Consider the following 20,119-nt stretch of genomic DNA (forward strand, 5'->3'; position numbering starts at 1 on the left):
TTCTCCTTTAATTTAAAAATACCGTGTACACAAAAATTCCTACAGTCCACAGGCACTTGGCCTACGGGACTGTAGGAAGACATACAGGCTATTATTCTGCGTCCAGCTTGATCTGACTGCGCAGGTAACCATCGATGAACGGGTCCAGATCGCCATCCATGACAGCCCCTACATTGCCTGTTTCCACACTGGTACGATGATCCTTCACCATGCTATATGGGTGGAACACGTAAGAACGAATTTGGCTGCCCCATGCAATATCGGACTGTTCCCCACGGATTTCGTCCAATTGTTGACGCTGCTCTTCAATTTTGCGCTCATAGAGCTTGGAACGCAGCATCGTCATAGCCTGCTCACGGTTCTTGATCTGGGAGCGCTCATTTTGGCAAGTTACAACAATGCCGGAAGGAAGATGCGTAATCCGAACTGCTGAATCGGTCGTGTTAATATGCTGACCGCCTGCGCCGCTGGCGCGGTACGTATCAATTTTAAGATCCTCTGTCCGGATTTCCACGTCCACATCATCCGCAATTTCCGGCACGACATCACAGGATACGAACGACGTATGCCGACGACCCGAGGAATCAAATGGAGAAATGCGAACGAGACGATGCACGCCTTTTTCTGCTTTGAGGTAGCCGTAAGCATTATAGCCCTTGATCAGTAGCGTTACACTTTTGATCCCTGCTTCATCACCCGCCAGGTAATCCAGCGTTTCTACCTTAAAGCCACGTTTTTCTGCCCAGCGTGTATACATCCGTAGCAGCATTTGACCCCAGTCCTGCGACTCGGTTCCGCCTGCCCCCGGATGCAGTTCCAAAATGGCATTAAGCTTGTCATATGGCTGATTCAAAAGCAATTGTAGTTCGAACTCCTCAAGCTTGCTCAGCAAGGATCTGATACTGTTCTCAATTTCACCAGCCAGTGTTTCGTCGCCTTCCTCATCAGCCAGCTCAGCCATCATCCCCGCATCCTCATATTCCTGACGGAGCTGTTCATAGCTGTCTACCGAAGACTTAACCGCGTTCATTTCCGCGATCACAGCTTGGGCTTTATCGTTATCATCCCAAAAATCAGGCGCAGCCATCTTTTCCTCGAAGTTTGCGATCATTTCCTGTTTGAGATCTAAGTCAAAGAGACCCCCTAAGGTTTGTTAGTTTCTTGCCTATTTCTCTTAAATCATGTTTAACATTTGGATCAATCATTATGTCATTCTCCTTTTAGTCATTAGGTTAAAGGTTTAAAAGTGTTGTGAGTTACGGCTAGATGAGGAGACGCTACGCGAATGATTTGATCTTATGATCGCTGTTGCAGCGAGATGCCCTTGATTGAAATAAAACATTTAAAGGTGGGCATCTCACTGCAAAGGCGAACGCTGGCGCTTCTCCAGATTCAAATCCTTCGCTTCGCTACCGACTGCCGTAAAGTCAAACGGCTTTTAAATAACCGGGTGCTCCCCTGTATGGCACAAAATGGCCGACGGTCAGTTGGATAAACTGCCGCCTGCCATTATATGCATTGCAGGAAATGAAGGGTTCCCTAAATCCGTCCTTCAATCCGTTATTTTCTGCGTGGACGCGAAGGAGCGGATTTCTTCTTAGGAGCAGCAGGTTCGCCACTCGTCGAGATTTTGTCTTCGTCGATGACAGCCTGACGCTCTTGATTGGATTCAATTTGCGCCTTCATGATGTAAGTCGCTACTTCCTCCTGGATGCTGGCGATCATGGCATGGAACATTTCAAAACCTTCAAACTGGTATTCACGCAATGGATCGGTTCCACCATAAGCACGCAAGTGAATACCTTGACGCAACTGATCCATAGCATCGATATGATCCATCCATTTGCTATCCACTGCACGCAATACGATAACCTTCTCGAACTCGCGTACCATGTCTTCGCCAATCGTCTCTTCACGTCTGTGGTATCTTTCCGTAACTTTCTCGAAGATCATTTCAACGATCTCCTCTTTTTCTTTACCCCACAGGTCATCACGACTGATTGCATTTTCCTCAAGCAGATTGCTGTTCACATATTCTGCCACTTCTTCAAGTTCCCAGTTTTCAGGAATGTCATCACCGCAATGAGCTTCCACCACACGCTCAATGACAGGCTTGATCATGTCGAACACGACTTCTTTAATGTTCTCGGATTCCAGCACTTCACGACGCTGTTTGTAAATAATAGTACGCTGCTGATTCATCACGTCATCATACTGGAGAACGACTTTACGCTGGTCAAAGTTGTTGCCCTCAACACGTTTTTGCGCCGATTCGATTGCACGTGTAATCATGCGGCTTTCAATCGGTTGGTCTTCCTCGAAGCCCAAGCGCTCCATCATATTCAGCACGTTGTCTGCACCAAAACGCTTCATTAACTCATCGCCCAGCGATAAGTAAAATTGTGTGGAGCCAGGATCCCCCTGACGTCCTGCACGTCCGCGAAGCTGATTATCAATACGGCGAGATTCGTGACGCTCTGTACCGATGATGTGTAAACCACCAATACTCGCTACGCCTTCGCCCAGCACGATATCTGTACCACGTCCCGCCATGTTCGTGGCAATGGTTACCGAACCCGCTTCACCTGCACGGGAAATGATTTCAGCTTCCTCGGCATGGTACTTGGCGTTCAGCACTTTATGCCGTACACCTTTGCGTTTCAGCATTTCGGAAAGAAGCTCCGAATTTTCAATAGAGATCGTACCTACCAATATCGGCTGGTTTTTTTTGTGACGCTCCACAATTTCATCCACCACCGCATGGAATTTACCTTTTACGCTCTTGTATACTACGTCAGGCATATCCACACGCTGATTTGCCCGGTTCGTAGGAATCTGGAGAACTTCCAGACCATATATTTTTTTGAATTCTTCTTCTTCTGTTTTAGCTGTACCCGTCATACCCGCCAATTTGCGATACATACGGAAATAGTTTTGGAAAGTAATCGTCGCCAGCGTCATGCTCTCGTTCTGTACTACGATGTTTTCCTTCGCTTCAATCGCCTGATGCAAACCATCGCTGTAGCGACGTCCGGCCATCAGACGGCCTGTGAACTCATCGACAATCATAACTTCGCCGTCAGCTACGACATAATCCACATCCAGACGCATAATGGCGTTAGCCTTCAAGGCCTGTACGATGTGGTGATTGATTGTAACACTTTCCTGATCGTACAGATTCTCCAGTCCGAAGAAATTCTCAGCTTTGGATACACCGTTCTCGGTCAAAGCAACTGACTTCACCTTGATATCCAAGGTGTAATCTTCTTCAACATTCAGACTCTTCACAAAACGGTCAGCTGCAAAATACAGCTCCGTGGATTTCTGAGCTTGTCCAGAGATAATCAGCGGCGTACGGGCTTCATCGACGAGAATCGAATCCACTTCATCAATGATACAGAAATACAACGGACGTTGTACCATCTGTTCTTTGTAGAGCACCATGTTGTCACGCAGGTAATCGAATCCAAACTCATTGTTCGTGCCGTATGTGATGTCGCAAGCATATGCCGCTTGCTTTTCTCCATGACCCAGACCGGCCAAATTCAGCCCAACCGACATGCCCAGAAAATTATAGATTTGTCCCATTTCTCCGCTGTCACGTTGCGCCAAATAGTCATTGACCGTAACCACGTGCACGCCTTTACCCAACAGTGCATTCAAATAAACCGGCAGTGTTCCCACCAGTGTTTTACCTTCGCCGGTTTTCATTTCGGCAATTCTACCTTCATGCAGCGCAATACCGCCAAGCATCTGCACGTCATAATGACGTTTGCCCAGTACCCGCTTGGACGCTTCACGAACGGTTGCGAAAGCATCCGGCAAAATCTCTTCTGCCGTAGTTCCCTGCTCAATCCGGGCTTTAAACTCCGCCGTTTTCGCTTGCAGCTCCTCATCCGATAGCTTCTCGAAATCCGGCTCTAATTTATTGATCAGCTCAACCGTCTTCATTAGACGCTTGACGTCACGTTCGTTTGTATCTCCAAAAATTTTCTTTACAATTCCTAACATGGTTTACCCCTTTCACGCAAAACAATTAATAGAATCAATTTCACAATAAGAAAGGGTCCATGATGAAATTGATCCCGATATGTTTGACAGGCCCGGCTATACCAGCCCATCGTGCGATGTTCTTTGCATAAATTGTAACAGTTTGTAGGACATGCCGCAACAAAAGCCGCTCCCTGATTTGCATCTGGTTAAAGATACCCAGACAATTGACGTATGAAATACACATTTGGTTGCGCTCTTTTGCATTAAAATTACATTTCATTTTCAAAAAAACATATAAAAGAGCCCTACCCCGCCAGGTTCGCAAGGATAAGGCTCGTCGTTATTTTCATTCTTCCCAATCTTCAATGAGATGCTTTCAATCGGGAACCCTTTATTCATTTTAAAACATAACAAGTTCCTGTCTTACAGATTATTCTCGTTCGATTAGGCCGTATTTACCGTCATTGCGCTTGTAAACCACGCTGACTTCTTCGTTATCAATATTGGCAAATACGAAGAAATTATGTCCAACCATGTTCATTTGAAGAATAGCCTCTTCCACATCCATCGGTTTCAATAAGAAACGCTTGGTGCGGACGACTTCCAGCTCATCCAATTCTGCATCTTCAGCAACAGCCACGCCACCTGCCGTATCTTCAACAAAAAGGGTTTTCAAGCTGCCTTCTTGACGAAATTTACGGTTCAGCTTAGTTTTATGCTTGCGAATCTGCCGCTCAAGCTTGTCTACCACGGCATCAATGGACGCATACATGTCGTCGCTTTCGTCTTCGGCACGGAGTACAAGCCCCGGCAAAGGAATGGTTACTTCTACAGTGTGCAAATCTCTGGTTGTGCTTAACGTTACACTTCCGTCAGACGTCGGGGGTGCATCGAAATACTTCTCAAGTCTGCTGAATTTCTTATCAACGTATTCCTTCAAAGCGTCGGTAACCTCGATCTGTTGACCTCGTACTGTTAAGTTCATAGGGCACGCCTCCTTTGCTCCTCCAGTATAACACATATGTTAACGCCAAGTAAAAAAAGCACCCGACATTTCGGAGGTATTTTACAAAATTCTGTTTTTTTCGATAAAACGCTTCCTCCAACACCCTTTTTATGGAGATCATGTTTTAAAGAGGCATTTATACACATGTGAATAATAAGCACATATAAAAAAAAGTTGCTCTGCTGCATCGTGACATTTATGAATTCCCGGCTTTACGCTCAGCTACCTTAACGAAAAAGGACGGGTGGCCCTTTCACACTGAATCGGTTACAGTTCTGCCGAAAAATTTCCTTTTGCTGTGAACGGGTCACTCGTGTAAAGGGCCCTTTTATATACCTAGAAAACATAAAAAAGCCCTGGAATACATTCCAGGGCAGTTACTAGCGCATTATCCATTGCTAACCATCTTACCAATTATGTAGGTCGGCTATGCCGGGGATGATTATAATTTGGTTACGTTAGCGGCTTGTGGTCCACGTGCGCCTTCGACAATGTCGAACTCCACGTCTTGTCCTTCTTCAAGTGTTTTGAAGCCTTCTGTTTGAATTGCGGAAAAATGAACGAATACGTCGCCGCCATCAGCGGTTTCAATGAAACCATAACCTTTTTCTGCGTTAAACCATTTTACTTTACCTTGCATGCACTAACATTCCCTTCGTCATCAAATGAAGTGAAGCTCTCGCCCACATTCCGACTATACCACCCAAAGTTATCCATTGTCAATTGGAATTGATAATGTTTTCTTTCATAGTTATTCCAGTTATCATAAGTAAATCACTCTATTCCTATAGATTGGCATGGTATAATAAGCAAAAGAGCCTACTATATTCATATAGTAAACTCTTTGTGAGCGTTTGAAACTCATAAAATAAATTCAATTAAATTTTTTGTTGCATCCGTTTCACTTAATTATCGGGGATCTCCAGCCATATCAATAAAATTCAAACGTCTTAGAGTAGTTCGCTGTTGGTTTCAACGAAAGAGGAACCTCATTTCGTCCTAAACGATCTGGCGTTGGATCTATGAACGAATCTTGACCATTACCCTCATCACAAAAGAGGGCACACTGTCATAGGAAGCAAGGAAGGCTCGTCTACACATCTTCTTTCGACTGCCTCGTCCAATAATACCAACTTTCCATTTTTTGAATTCTATAACCACACTTTATATATAAATTCATTGCATTATAATTTCTACCTTGTGTCGAAACTAATAGTTGATCAATTGGCCTGGATTCAAGAAACACTTTTAACTCTGTTAGTAACTTCGTGCCTATTCCATGGCTTTGATGCTTTAGATCGACTCCCAAAAGACCGATCCTTGCTTCTCTGTCGTTTAAATTTTCTTTAATTGTTACGAATCCAATAATCTCTCCATCCATCGTAAGAACAAGGCAATAATCATCAAACGAACCCAGAATTGACTTTTTCACCCACAAATTATATAATTTATCCACCTTTTCTGCATCAAAAATATGCTGATAACAAGAATATCGACTATCTTTAAATAATCCTGTCAGTTTATTTTTCAATAAAGGAAAGTCATGCTCCGTGGCAACTACAAGGGAACTTTTATTTTGTGCATTACTACCTATTCTAGTTTCAAATGTTACTTTAATGTCAGCCATATGAAAATGTTCATTTTCCAGAAATTGAATAGTGGTTATATCATCAATTTTACAAAGCGCTTGTATAAAGTCCAATTGATTCTTTTCTATAAAATGTTGAAGATATGAGCTTGTAATTAGGGAAGTAGTTGAAATTTCGGCCATATTCATATCAAAAAAAATAGAATCCCAATGCAAAAGCCTCAGCATTCTAGACCCCTCCGACTAATGAAGAACTATTCTGTAGAAAGAAATTATAAATACAGTCTACAATCCGATTTATATCAGACTCATCAATATTAAAATAGAGAGGTAATCTAATTAAACGTTCGCTCTCTCTAGTTGTGTAAACATCCCTACCAATAAATGAACTATGTTTTAACCCTGCCTCGGAGCTATGAAGCGGTACATAATGAAAAACAGCCATAATTTCATGTCTTCTCAAAAAATTTAATAGTTCAGTCCTTATTTCTAAATCTCTAACTTTAATATAAAATATATGAGCATTATGAGCATTGCCCAGAGGTATACAAGGTATGTCGATTAATTTCTCATCACTCAGAGGCTTTAATCTATTAAAATATAAATTCCAGCTAGCCAATCTATTTTTTGTAATCATCTCCGCGGCTTCGAGTTGTGCCATTAAAAAGGCAGTATTCAGTTCACTAGGGAGGTAGGAAGAACCTATGTTAACCCAAGTATACTTATCTACCTGACCTCTAAAAAATTTGGATCTGTTTGTCCCTTTCTCACGTATTATTTCAGCCTTCTCCACAAATTGGTCATCATTGACCAACAAAGCACCACCTTCTCCGCAATGTACATTTTTGGTTTCGTGAAAGCTGATACATCCTAAATGACCAATAGTCCCAAGTTTTCTCCCTTTATATTCACTAAGAATCCCTTGTGCTGCATCCTCTACAACTACCAAATTGTATCTATTCGCCAAATCTAAAATTTTATCCATATCACAAGCTACTCCAGCATAATGCACTGGGACAATTACTTTTGTTTTATCTGTGATCGCATCTTCTATAAGATCTTCATCAATATTCATAGTATCTGGTCGGATATCCACGAACACAATCTTAGCTCCTCTTAAAACAAAGGCATTAGCAGTGGATACAAATGTATAAGATGGCATGATAATTTCATCCCCCTGTTGGATATCCAAGAGAATAGCAGCCATCTCCAGAGCATGTGTGCAAGAAGTCGTTATTAGTGTTTTTTTCACATTAAAAGTTCTATCAAACCAATTCGCACATAACCGCGTAAATTCTCCATCACCCGAAAGATGTCCACTAGAAAATGACTCTTTGATATACTCTCCTTCTTTACCTACGATTGCCGGTACATTGAAATTTATCATTTTCATCTCTCATTTCAGCAAATTATGTGGTGAAGCACGTGCAGCTTAATAAAAGTGTGGTGATTTAGTCATAGTCTCTATAATCTCTTTCATAACCTTCTCACTGTCAAAGATTTCACTCGCCCTGCTTATTGCTACAGATTTTTCGTGTTCCCTAAATACGGGGTTTTCCCAATTTTTTATAAATGTATTCACATCATCAAAACTGTTAATATGATAGTGCTCTCCTGCCGTGTGAGCAACATCCCCGAAGGCATATGTAAAAACGGGTAGCCCTTGCCTTAATGCAATAGCCGCAGAAGTACCGCCTCCAGATCGAAATGTGTTCAAATAGGCGTCACACACTTCATAAACAGCGGCTAAATCCTTTTGAGCTCCGACATGAACAGATTGTTTATCAAGAGTGATATATCGATTCGTTATCTTTTTATAATTTTTAAGATCACCTATAAACATAATGCGGGCATGATCATTACATTTCAATAAATCGTCCAGCTCTGTTAAAAAAGAATCATCTAGCTCCGTATCAAGGCGATTACCTACTATGGCCAATACAAAATTATCCTCGCCTAACCCCCAATACTCTCTATGCATTTTAGTCTGTGGAGGCGTATATTTATAAGTAAATACACTCTCAATAACTGATTCTCTAGACCTATCTAAATCTTCTAGGGTGTTCAAGTCTGCTGCGTTTAATTTTCTAGGCAAAATTGAAAATGTGCTCTCGGAAAAAGGGAGATCATACGCTAATGGCAGAGTGATAACAGGCACAAAATTAGAAAATAGGTCGGCGCTTACATTTGAGCCTGAGATAGATAAAACAAAGAGCGGCTTTAAATGCCGTATCATTTGAATTAACTCCGTTATTTGGTTACCATTTGGCATTTGTTTTTTGCATTGAAAGAATGAAAAACTTAAATTTTCATACACTAGCTTATCAGTTTGATTGTACTTCTCGACATAATTAGATAGGTCCGTTTCAAAATAAGGCGTAACTATAGAGCGTGGCATGTCTGCGGTATTGATGAGGAAAATATTTTTTTTTAGATTATCTAAAGCTTTGCAATGATCTAATGCTACTTGTGTAGGACTATGTGATATAGAAAGTATCTGTCCAGCCACAACAACTACAAGATCTTGGTTTCGTTCTTCATAAGGAATCCAATTCCTTTCGTTAGCGATTTGATTATTAAAATACTCAAAATATTTCCGATATATCCTTCTCAATCTGTTAGTATTTTGCTCCGTTTTCAATTTAGGAGTAGTAAAAAGAAGGCTCGTAATTTGCCAGTAAATAAAGTGAAGCGCCTCTATTAATACTTCTTTTTCTATAGATTCAAAAATATCATCCAAAAACTTCTGATCCTTTGTACAGGTGAGTAAAAATGATGTTAGATATATTTCCCAATTCTTATAATCCGATATCAATTGTTCGATTTCAGTTACTATCTCTTGACGACTATTTGAATCTATACTTTCAAAGTTTCCAATTAATTTGGTTAGTTCATGGTCCAGTAATTTGTATACTTCCACATTTGATAATTTATCATTCGATAGTATTTTTTTTAATTCAAGCGTTTCTTTGGAACTTCTCATTAGGGACCTCTTTTCATTAGTATTAGGGTTTACTGTGGGGACCACGTTCAGGATTAAAAGCCTCACAATAGCCCCCCTTCTCCCCTTTATTCACATCACTACAGATTACAAATACGATGATGTCCCTAGAGGAGGTAGACGTATACAGTCTATTCTATCCATCCAAAACTCTCTGTTGTCAGAAATCTCCCCTTCTCTTGTACTAAAAGCACCCACAAATCCATTCTGTACTAGAACAGGAGTTAGTTTGTCCAACATTAACTTTTGGTTAACACCACCACCAAAGGCAGGCGTGTACCAAATCGGATTTATACCTAAAACACTCTTCATCCAATCTTTACAAGGACCGATTTCAATATCATAAAATTCCTGTGGATCGCCATTATAAGGAATATGATTATGAGCATGCACACCTATAGTCATTCCTGCCTGGCTCATTTCGACTATTTCTTCTGTACTTATATAAAAATCATTTATAAATTTATACTTATCGGGAAACAAGGACTGAAAAATAGATTCGAGAAAGATAGTTGCTTCGGTAACAGATAATTTAAAATTAAGCATAAATTTATTGTATCTACGTAGTTTATTCTGTTCATACTTATAGATTTGACTTTCCTCTTCCACACCGCACGTATCATACATCCCACTCAGTAATTCCCATATCTCTTCATCAGATTTGAAAGAGAGCACCGTGTGAACCAAATGAACTAATGGAATGTTTCCTGTGATGTGTGGACCAGACATGATTGTAAAATATGCAGGAATTCCTTTTTTTTTCAAAATGTCAAAGGCAAACGTGTATTGATCTTTTGTTCCATCATCAAACGTTAGTACACACCATGGTTCCGAATTGAACTTATCAATCTCGTCCAACGAGATAATTCGATGTGTCTTGCTAATTAAATCTAGCTGTTCTTCAAAGTCATGGGGATGCATGGGAACAATACCATCCCATCCCTTCTTCTCACGTACATAGTGGTACATCGCAGCAATATTACCCAATTCAATTCCACCCTTTAGGAAGTGGCCAAATGTTCGGTCGATCCATATCTCCATCAGTTTTAACAAGATATATATCATTCACTTCCGTATTTTGAAAAGCACCTTCATTATTTTTAATTTTCCATACAAAATTAATGGGATTAACACGATGCCGAAAAGGCTGGAACAAACCTGCCAATCCACATTCCGTTGGAGAGTAGTCTATATTTTGTTTTTTAAATCCAATAGATTCCAAGACATGTTCTAAACGATTTGAACTTAACTGATAATCTGCCGCAGCACACCCTTGATCTCGGGCCCATGATAAGACTCCAGCTATCATCTCGTTCAAGCGATGATCTGCTATTCCTTCCCAAACATCAGCATTAACTGGAATGATTTCTATAATCCTTAACACTTTTGTGCCGTGGATGTTCTCATCGAGAGCATGTACTCGATCTAGTCGTGCAACTACAATCCCTTCAGAAGTGGAATCACCGAAAAATAAATACTTATAGCCCGCGCTATTTATATACCTCCAATCCCAAAAGGAGGCGCTACGATACTGAGAAAGTGAAAAACGATGTTGAACACTATTAATGTATAATTGCTCTAACTCCTCACCCGTAATATTGAGTATAGGGCTGTATGAATGTATCAATCTTTCTTCAACACCCGCTATCCATTGCTCAATGCTCGCTTGATCAACCGGGTCCTTTAGTAAATTCACATAACCGTTCACATCGAGCGGGATGACGTAACGGTTCAAATGATCTGAATACGAATACCCCATACGCTCATACATAGGTACCACTTGAAAATTACAGCCTAAAGTCAAACACACCGGATTATACTTCTCTGCTTCTTTCATAAGCATAATTCCCAAGCCACTGTTTTTATACTTTTCTGACACAATCCACATCGCGAAACTGATGCCTTTATATTGTTCTCCGTTAGAACTATACTCACCAGGAATGACCCCAAGGAATCCCTCAATGCAGCCATTGTCGACCAGAAGCAGGGATTCTGCTAAACCGTCCTCATCAACCCGATACTGCCAATCGAACAATTCTTTATTATAAATGGCATGCTCTGAAGACCAATTAATTCTCATAAATGCAACCAGCGATTCATAATCAGAATCTTGATATTTTACAATTTCCAATAGTTACGCCCTCCTTTTCACGCGTTATATTTTTCTACAGTACATTTCGAAAAAAATATTAATTATGAATACTATTCAAAATATGCAAAATGCTTTCCACTGAATCTATATTAGCTATTTCATCAATGGGAATAGACACATTAAAAATAGCTTCAAGTTCCATCACTAAATTCAATTGATTGAGCGAATCCCAATGTTCAAAGTCACTTTTTACCGATTCCAACGTCACTTTTTCGACAGGCACATTCATAATTTTAGATATTATTGATTGAACCAACTCAAATTTATTCAAAAAGAGCACTCCTTAAGTAAGATATGATGAGGTAGAAATATCTCTCCTAAATTTAATTCATTGTTTTTAGATACATCCCTATACTTCTTTGAAATAAAATCATAAAAAGGTTTATTCTTTTCCGTCTTTACATACGTAGCCTTAATATTATGAGGTAAAAAATGCTTGGAAACTAAATAAAGCATTGCTTCCTCAATTCCCTTGCCCATGACACGACAACTCATAACAAAATCATGGATTTCAGCCTGACCTCCATCATCACATGAAACCGAAATCAGTCCTGTATAACCTGCATTTCCAAATTTGTCTTCCACTTCAAATAAAATTGCATGATTATTCGGTAGTTCACTCCAGGACCAATACTCTTCAATCGTAAACCTGCGGGTCGCCATGTTAAACTGATTCGTTTTATTCATTAACTGTACAGCCCGTGTTAGCAATAATTTATCTAATTTATGTGGAGTCAGCTTAATTTCAAGTGAGTGGAGCCATTCTTCCAATGATCCTGCGTTTAACTTTATCGACTCCCGCTTTTGCTCCTGTTTGAACCAGTCTGTTCGTTTACGATCCTCCAACGTTATAGCAGGAGTCTCAAAACAATCCAGTTGGCTAATAAAAACTGGATATTGAGTTACATCTACAGGTAGGTCAGGTACATATATTTCAGGAAGAGCTTGCTTGATACGATCTCTTTCAGATGGATTATCATCCAAAAACACAACAGATTGCAGACCTAGATTGAGTTCTTTTACAATTTCAACAACATTGGCAGCCTTGTCGTTCCAGTTGATTCGAATTGAAGAAAAATCCTTTTTTTTCAGAATCATTTCCGGATGCTGTTCTATCATTTCTAGTGCTATCGGTTCGCTGTTTTTACTGCAAATAGCCAGAATGACACCTCGGTTACTCAATCTTTGCAATTCTTGCTGAAAAAGCTTGAAACTCTCACCGACGGGATCAATCCCCCCCAGTTTGATGTTGTCAATGCCATCGTCGCCAATAACGCCACCCCAGAGCGTATTATCCAGATCACAGATAATTAGCTTTTTACTTTGTCCGTATAGACCACTAACGATTGATTTTAGCTCATTGGATACAAAGAGAAAAAAATCACGCGAGAACTGAATTTTCCCAAGTGCATACATTTTAGCATCGTAACTTTTTTGTTGGATTGCAGTATACCAATAGTTAGAATCAAGAATAATAACATGATCATGCTTTTGTAGTCGTTCTGAAAGACGTAGATTCATTTGCATAAGTACATTACTTAATCCTACATTGTGCTTTAATGTCATCGATTGTATCCAACGGTAATGAGGTGGGAGGGACCAAGACACAACAAAAATATGTTTGGCTTTTCCCTCAGCCCTGATAATAAGCTCGCAAAATTGATCGACTTCATTAAGAACATCACCGATATCAATTTCCTTATATTCCAGCAGTTTATTAAAAGAAGGAATTACTTTCTCAGGACTTGTCCATAAAAGCAATATATCCTTTTTTTCCGACCATACGGAGTGATCAGAATTCATAAGAACCTGATTCACTTGGTTATAAGGGGCCTCTGTCACTTCTAACGTCAAATCCTGAAAAGATCCCTCTAGAAAACGAACCATCGGATTTAGATTAGAATCAGAGAGGATTAATAGTTTATTTTTTCTCATTTATTTTCTCCCCCATAAATCAAGGTTCAACTTACTTCATAATGGCGACACTACCACATAAGTCACTTATAGGCGTGTACTTAACACCATGTTCTCTGCAATACTCTCTAACCGCCTGCTTTACACCATGAAATCGAGTACTGTTGTAGTCATGGATTATAATATATCCTCCATCTGACATCTTAGGATAGAAAAATTTTAAGCCTTCGAGAATAGGCTGATACAAATCAACATCAAGACTAACAAATGCAAAAGTTTCATTCACATCACTTGCTGTTTCTGGAAAATATCCTTTTTTCACAATACAATTATCTTTAAACGCCATCTTTTCCAACACTAACTCCACATCCGAATTGCAAAATTCTCCAGCAATCGAGTTTGAAAAATCCCCTTTATTCTCGTTATCAATATCCTTTTGGTCAAAACCGCTAAAGGTATCAAATAAATATAATTGGCGATCAGGAAAAATCCGGTTAATATACTTAGAAAATTCACCCTTAAACACACCGAGTTCTGCTACACTTCCCTTTACTCCACACTCATTTATTTCATCAGCAATTTGCCGTAATAGAGCCAGCCTAGTGTCAAATTTCAAACTCATATAATAGTCAATAATTTTTTCCTTTTCAATCAATAACTCTTCAGTGAGTTGCTTGTACACTGATTCTCCGTGAATATTCGCTATAATTACATAATCGAATTCAAGCTTACAGATTTCATTAGGAGCGACGACCGATTTGGACAAAAATTTCGAGCCTTGTTTAGATACATCGTTGTCTGCAAATGCAATAACCTCGAATTCATCACTTAATAGATAATGAACACGAAGTCCCCCGTCACCTGCACCAAAAATAACTACTTTTTCTTTATCAACCAAATTCCACACCTCTTCTTGAAATAAATATATTAATTGAATAATTGCTCTTTATTTATGCAAAACATGGCTGTGCTAATTGAGTCCAATATTATATTCATCGAAAAAAAGCTTTCATTTGGTTAATAACAAAGCTCTGCTCATCCACTGACATATTTGTTCCAGAGGGCAAACAAACTCCCTTTTCAAATAGTATTTGGCTAATATCCACACCACTTTCATGAGTGAAATATACGGCGTCCTTAAAGAGTGGCTGTAGATGAAGCGGCTTCCAGACTGGACGGGATTCAATGTTATCTTTGCCTAGATATCCTATTAAATCACTAACACTACTGCCTAAGATTTCAGGATCTATTGTCATTGTTGTCAACCATCGAGTAGACTTGCCAAAGCTTTTTTCCGGCATAAATTGTATTCCATCAATTCCTGATAGCTCATATCTGTACTTTTCAAAGACTTCTCGTTTCTGTTGAATGCGCTCATCCAACACACGAAGCTGTCCTCTTCCTATGCCAGCCAAAACATTACTCAGACGATAATTAAAGCCAAGATCCTCATGCTGATAATGTATTGCCTTTTCCCTAGCCTGCGTTGCATAATGCCGCGCTCTACTCAGAGCTTCTATATCATCTGAAACCAGCATGCCTCCGCCAGAAGTGGTAATAATCTTATTTCCATTAAATGAAAGAATACCGAATTTTCCAAGCGTTCCACTCATTTGCTTGTCGTAAGTTGCCCCGAGCGATTCTGCAGCATCTTCTACAATCGGCACCTCGTAATGATCACATATCGTTTTTAACCGATTGTAGTCTGCACTCTGTCCGTACAAATTGACTATGACTACAGCCTTAGGCTTTTTCCCCTTATCTGCATAAGTCTTCAATGCTCGCTCTAGTGCCTCAGGGGACATATTCCAACTGTCCGGTTCTGAATCGATAAAGACAGGAATTGCACCTTGATATAAGATCGGGTTAGCACTGGCAACAAAGGTAAGAGAAGAACAAAAAACAATATCATCCTTTTCCACACCAAGCAATATTAAAGACAAGTGAATCGCTGCTGTTCCAGAACTTAGGGCAACAGCACCTCCACATCCTAAGTAGTTTGCCACCTCTGATTCAAAAGCGTCTACATTTTTGCCCAGAGGGGCAATCCAGTTCGTTTCGAAGGCCTCTGTGATATATTGTTGTTCAAACCCGCCCATATGCGGTGAAGATAAATAAATTCTATCTCGGTTGGACATCTCATTTCATCCCTTATCCTTATAGGTTTTTATTACTTTGGCCGGACAACCCACAGCTATGACGTTCTCTGGCAAATCGCGGATGACACAAGAAGCAGCACCAACGATGGTATCGCACCCTACACGAACACCAGGTATAAGACTTGCACCTATTCCGATATGAGCACAGCACCCGATCTGAACTCCGCCTGCCATATGTACACCTGGGGAAATGTGTACAAAATCTTCTATCCGGCAATCGTGGTCTATGGTAGCTGCCGTATTAATAATGGTATGCTCTCCAACGTAGGCGTCGGCATTAATAACTGAATTAGGCATGACAACCGTCCCCTCGCCGATGGATGCGCTCGGTGCGATTACAGCGCTCGGGTGAGCAGCAGTTCCAAATTTGACTGTTGCTGCTTTTAATTGACTCACAATTTTCATTCTGATTGTATTGTCTCCGATTGCTACAATGAACAGCGCTCCGGGATACTGAAATAATAGTTTGTCAACCTGATTAATGTCCCCCAAGACCGGCAACCCGTTCCATTCTTCTTCGTTACAAAAGTCATCAAGAACTCCAATTATTTTTTCACCACAAGATCGTAAAATATCAACTATGACCTTGGCATGTCCTCCTGTTCCAAAAACGATATAGCTCAAGGCCGCCCCTCCTTAATAGGTAATTGTCTTTTGAATAAGCTGCTCTGACTTGGATGTTCGTTTCAATATATCCACGATATGAGAGCTTGTGTTATCTCTACTGTATATATTGTCAGACGCTTCAACAATTTGCTGGAAAGGTTCAGACATTGCATACTCCAATGCAGACATCAGTTCGATCTCATCGGCTTTAATATCTATTGTGTTTGCAGAGCGCTCCCTACCTGTCTGACGGGTCCCAATGTTAATGACTGGAACATGAAAGGAAGCAGCCTCGATAATCCCCGAAGAGGAATTTCCAATGAATACTTTTGCATTTTTCAACATCGTCAGATAATCAAGTTGCTCAAAACTGGTCACAAGATGCATCTCACCTCTTGCAGCAAAACGATTATATACATCAACGATAGCATCAGCTCCAGCATCCGAATTAGGCATCACACAAATAACCTCATTCTCTCCAGTCAAAAGAACTTCTAGCATCTTGCCAAGCTTGCTCATATCCACCTCTTCCGTGGTGACAGGATGGTAAGCAAATAACACATAATCGTTATCTATATCCAGATCGTATTTACGTTTTGTTTCCTCTAGATCAGGCAAGGATGTATTCATCATCGTTTCAATTCTCGGAGCACCGACTACATGGATTCTCCATGGTTCTTCCCCGAGCCGGATTAGACGCTCTCTGCTTCCATTTGTCGCCACGAAATGAATGTGAGCCAACTTACTGATCGCATGCCGAACAGACTCATCAATCGTGCCGGATACTTCGCCACCATGTAAATGAACCAGCGGAATGTTCATGTGAGAGGACACAATCGCGGCTGCAAGCATTTCTCCCCGATCTCCCAGAACAACGACGAAATCTGGCTCCAAAGCTTCTATGGATTGCGTCATGCCCATGATTGCTATTCCGATAGAGCGAGACATATTGGCATGAGTTGACCCTTGCAGCAGACAGTCTACCTTAGCAGATACACGAAATCCGTCCTTATGAATAGCGTCCAATGTATATCCGTACTGTGAGGATAAATGCATTCCTGTCACCAACAGATGGAGCTCCAGAGCATGTTCATCCTCAATAGCCCGCAAAACCGGGTAATATATCCCATAATCAGCCCGTGTTCCGGTAATCACCAATACTTTCTTCATTGCACATCATCCCATGACAACAAATAGTCTTCATGTACATCCTTTAAAAGCTGCTTGCCAACTAAATCAGCATAATATTTAGGAGCTATTCCCGTTCCTGGGCGTTTGATGACTAGATCTTCTTGAGTTATCGTCTGGCCTGCCTTTTTAGGTGCTGCCATCACAACACTCTTTCTTGCAACAGCTCTGGTGCTTTCCTCAGAGGGCATACACCTTTTAGCCCCATCCCCCAGAGCCTGCTCTACATTACGAATCGCAACAACCATTCTGGAGAAATCAACAGGCTCCAGTGAAGCCTTATGGTCAGGACCTGGAAGTGATCGATCCAACGTGAAATGCTTTTCAATAATTCTCGCTCCCAATGCTGAAGCCGCTACAGCAATCTCAATACCAGCAGTGTGATCCGAATATCCTGTGACCTTCCCAAAAGCTTTAGAAATTGTATTCATAGCCAACAAGTTAACATCTTCCAAAGGTGCCGGATAGTCGGAAGTACAGTGTAGCAATAATACGTCACTTTTTTTGAATGCTTGTAACGATTCTCCAATTTCATCCAGATTAGACATTCCGGTAGATAGAATAATTGGGCGCCCATAGCGATCGAGCTTCTGAAGAAAGGGAATATTGTTCATATCTCCCGATCCAACCTTGAAAGCATCGATATCAATTGAATTCAGAAAATCGGCACTTTCTTCATCAAAGGGTGTAGAGAGAAAGTCTATTCCTTTATCCTCACAATACTTTTTCAACAGAACAAAATCATCAAAGCTTAATTCCAGCTGTTTTAACATGTCCAGTTGGCTCTCGGTGGAGTTCGTATTTTCTGTCTGGTAATCAGCCTTTTGGGCGTACTTGGTTACCAGTTTTTCGCTTTTAAAGGTCTGGAACTTCACCGCATCGGCACCGCACAAAATCGCCTGATCAATACACTCAAATGCAAGCTCCAATGATCCGTTATGGTTTACGCCCACCTCTGCAATAATGTAGATGGAATGGCTGTCGTTATTTGATAAAAAGCTTTGCATGCTATACTACTCCCTCCTGTTGCGGGGATCACTTGTGATTGGATTCTCTCCAAAAAAACTCTGCCATCTTCAAATCAAACGCGTCATCTATGTCAACTGATCGTTCTTTAGGCATAATATAACCGCAATTATGACGTCCAACCAGGGTGCTATGATTCATCAACAGATCTCTTTTTACGATATATATTGCTCCGTTTAGAACATACAATTCCTTTAGATCCTGTCTCCTTAAATGCTCCCTTTCACCTTCCAAGTAAGGCATTAGTCGTCCGTTATCCATTTCTCTTAGCAGGTAGGGTTGAACTTCTGATAAAGCGACACTTTGTAGTGAATCAGCCTGATTACTCGAAAATATTGTATACGCCTCTTCAATATCCATAGCATTTCGCAATGGAGATGTGGGCTGCAGCAGTATAATAACATCAAAAAATTGATCCAGCGTCTGTTCATAAAATTCAACAGCATGCTTCAATACATCAATGCTTTTGGCCTCATCGGTAGCCAGCTCAGCAGGCCTTATAAATGGAACTGCTGCGCCAGCTTGACCTGACACACGAGCAATCTCTGCACTATCCGTTGTAACTACAACTTCGTCTACACAGCTACTGTTCAGCGCTGCCTCAATACTATATTGAATGAGCGGTTTATCATGTAACAATCTAATGTTTTTACCAGGTAAACCTTTTGATCCACCGCGCGCAGGAATAATCGCCAGACATTTATGATTGCCCATCATACAGCACCCATTGTAAAACCCAATCCATTTTTTTCAATCAGCTCCCGAATGGCTGTCTGGAAGATCTGTGGTGCAGTCTTCGAAGAATACTCTTGAGGAATCGCCTTTTGAAAACCTTCATATTCCTGCTCTGCTGTATGAAATGACGAAGGGATAATATACATTTGTCCATTCTCCAGTGCTCTTTCAGATTCCTCAAGCGACATTAGTTCTTCATACAGCTTTTCTCCCGGCCGTATTCCAGACTCGACGACTTCACCCGAATAGATATTGCCAGTTGCCTGTTCAAATGAATCAATCAAACATTGGGCCAAGTCTGTGATTTTAAGAATCGGCATTTTAAGTACAAATACTTCTCCGCCTTGCGAATGATGCGCCGCATCTATTACCAGTTGAGCTGCTTGAGGAATAGACATCATAAATCGGGTCATCTCTGCATGTGTGACAGTCACTGGGATTCCCTTAGCAATCTGATCTCGGAATAACGGAATAACGGACCCCCTTGAGCCCATAACATTCCCAAAGCGGACACATGAGAAGACGGTACGTTTGCTACCTTTGTACAAGTTGGCCGCTGAAATCAAACGTTCTGATAGTAACTTTGTAGCACCCATTGTATTCGTTGGATTTACCACTTTATCTGTGCTGATGGCTACCACTTTTTCTACATCATGCTCAATAGCAGCCTCTATTAAATTTTGTACACCTATAACATTCGTTTTCACTGCCTCCATGGGGTTGTACTCGCATGCAGGCACATGTTTAAGAG

General features: G+C 40.7%; 18 protein-coding genes. All 18 read right to left on the reverse strand.

The features are described 5' to 3' along the window. Positions 1 to 91: 91 nt before the first annotated feature. Positions 92 to 1,205, reverse strand: a protein-coding gene (gene prfB / locus C1I60_RS03585) for a peptide chain release factor 2 (protein ID WP_137060522.1) whose coding sequence is annotated in 2 segments (ribosomal slippage) — positions 92 to 1,132 and positions 1,134 to 1,205 — 1,113 coding nt in all. Because the reading frame shifts where the segments join, the coding sequence is not laid out codon by codon here. Between the two features lie 355 nt (positions 1,206 to 1,560). Then, positions 1,561 to 4,011 carry a preprotein translocase subunit SecA gene (secA, locus tag C1I60_RS03590; RefSeq protein ID WP_137060523.1) on the reverse strand — a complete coding sequence of 817 codons (2,451 nt, stop codon included), beginning with the start codon at positions 4,009 to 4,011 and terminating at the stop codon, positions 1,561 to 1,563. A 412-nt stretch (positions 4,012 to 4,423) separates the two neighbouring features. After that, positions 4,424 to 4,978, reverse strand: a complete 555-nt coding sequence (gene hpf, locus C1I60_RS03595) for a ribosome hibernation-promoting factor, HPF/YfiA family (protein ID WP_137060524.1) — start codon at positions 4,976 to 4,978, stop codon at positions 4,424 to 4,426. Between the two features lie 463 nt (positions 4,979 to 5,441). Continuing rightward, a complete protein-coding gene (locus tag C1I60_RS03600) occupies positions 5,442 to 5,639 on the reverse strand; it encodes a cold shock domain-containing protein (protein WP_013373372.1) in 198 nt (65 codons plus the stop codon). A 453-nt stretch (positions 5,640 to 6,092) separates the two neighbouring features. Further along, positions 6,093 to 6,815 (reverse strand): GNAT family N-acetyltransferase, encoded by a 723-nt coding sequence (locus tag C1I60_RS03605; protein WP_137060525.1) that lies wholly within the window; start codon positions 6,813 to 6,815, stop codon positions 6,093 to 6,095. 1 nt (position 6,816) lies between these two features. After that, positions 6,817 to 7,980: a dTDP-4-amino-4,6-dideoxygalactose transaminase gene (gene rffA, locus C1I60_RS03610; RefSeq protein ID WP_434784365.1), complete on the reverse strand. Its 1,164-nt coding sequence runs from the start codon at positions 7,978 to 7,980 to the stop codon at positions 6,817 to 6,819. Positions 7,981 to 8,019: 39 nt separating this feature from the next. Next, on the reverse strand, positions 8,020 to 9,570 hold the full coding sequence (locus tag C1I60_RS03615) for a glycosyltransferase (RefSeq protein WP_137060526.1): 1,551 nt from the start codon (positions 9,568 to 9,570) through the stop codon (positions 8,020 to 8,022). A gap of 105 nt (positions 9,571 to 9,675) precedes the next feature. Beyond that, a complete protein-coding gene (locus tag C1I60_RS03620; protein WP_137060527.1) occupies positions 9,676 to 10,575 on the reverse strand; it encodes a polysaccharide deacetylase family protein in 900 nt (299 codons plus the stop codon). 1 nt (position 10,576) lies between these two features. Then, the gene (locus C1I60_RS03625; RefSeq protein WP_137060528.1) at positions 10,577 to 11,719 is read right to left on the reverse strand and encodes a GNAT family N-acetyltransferase; all 1,143 of its coding nucleotides are present in this window, start codon (positions 11,717 to 11,719) and stop codon (positions 10,577 to 10,579) included. Between the two features lie 58 nt (positions 11,720 to 11,777). Continuing rightward, the gene (locus C1I60_RS03630) at positions 11,778 to 12,011 is read right to left on the reverse strand and encodes an acyl carrier protein (protein WP_137060529.1); all 234 of its coding nucleotides are present in this window, start codon (positions 12,009 to 12,011) and stop codon (positions 11,778 to 11,780) included. Beyond that, entirely contained in the window at positions 12,008 to 13,675 is a 1,668-nt protein-coding gene (locus C1I60_RS03635) for an HAD-IIIC family phosphatase (protein ID WP_137060530.1), read from the reverse strand. The genes C1I60_RS03630 and C1I60_RS03635 overlap by 4 nt, the downstream gene beginning before the upstream one ends. 31 nt (positions 13,676 to 13,706) lie before the next feature. Next, positions 13,707 to 14,552 (reverse strand): TylF/MycF/NovP-related O-methyltransferase, encoded by an 846-nt coding sequence (locus C1I60_RS03640; protein WP_137060531.1) that lies wholly within the window; start codon positions 14,550 to 14,552, stop codon positions 13,707 to 13,709. Positions 14,553 to 14,646: 94 nt separating this feature from the next. Then, complete coding sequence (locus tag C1I60_RS03645; protein ID WP_137060532.1) at positions 14,647 to 15,792, reverse strand: DegT/DnrJ/EryC1/StrS family aminotransferase; 1,146 nt, start codon at positions 15,790 to 15,792, stop codon at positions 14,647 to 14,649. Between the two features lie 6 nt (positions 15,793 to 15,798). After that, positions 15,799 to 16,437 (reverse strand): acetyltransferase, encoded by a 639-nt coding sequence (locus C1I60_RS03650; RefSeq protein WP_137060533.1) that lies wholly within the window; start codon positions 16,435 to 16,437, stop codon positions 15,799 to 15,801. Between the two features lie 12 nt (positions 16,438 to 16,449). Beyond that, positions 16,450 to 17,589 carry a UDP-N-acetylglucosamine 2-epimerase gene (gene neuC / locus C1I60_RS03655; RefSeq protein WP_137060534.1) on the reverse strand — a complete coding sequence of 380 codons (1,140 nt, stop codon included), beginning with the start codon at positions 17,587 to 17,589 and terminating at the stop codon, positions 16,450 to 16,452. Continuing rightward, positions 17,586 to 18,614 (reverse strand): N-acetylneuraminate synthase, encoded by a 1,029-nt coding sequence (gene neuB / locus C1I60_RS03660; protein WP_137060535.1) that lies wholly within the window; start codon positions 18,612 to 18,614, stop codon positions 17,586 to 17,588. Before neuB ends, neuC begins: the two co-directional genes overlap by 4 nt. A 28-nt stretch (positions 18,615 to 18,642) precedes the next feature. Next, a complete protein-coding gene (locus tag C1I60_RS03665) occupies positions 18,643 to 19,347 on the reverse strand; it encodes an acylneuraminate cytidylyltransferase family protein (RefSeq protein ID WP_137060993.1) in 705 nt (234 codons plus the stop codon). Further along, a partial coding sequence (locus C1I60_RS03670) for a polysaccharide biosynthesis protein (protein ID WP_252361546.1) occupies positions 19,347 to 20,119 on the reverse strand: 773 nt, incomplete at its 5' end. The genes C1I60_RS03670 and C1I60_RS03665, both read right to left, overlap by 1 nt.

Origin of the sequence: Paenibacillus terrae, from assembly GCF_005217525.1 — a bacterium.
Taxonomy (GTDB): domain Bacteria; phylum Bacillota; class Bacilli; order Paenibacillales; family Paenibacillaceae; genus Paenibacillus; species Paenibacillus terrae_C.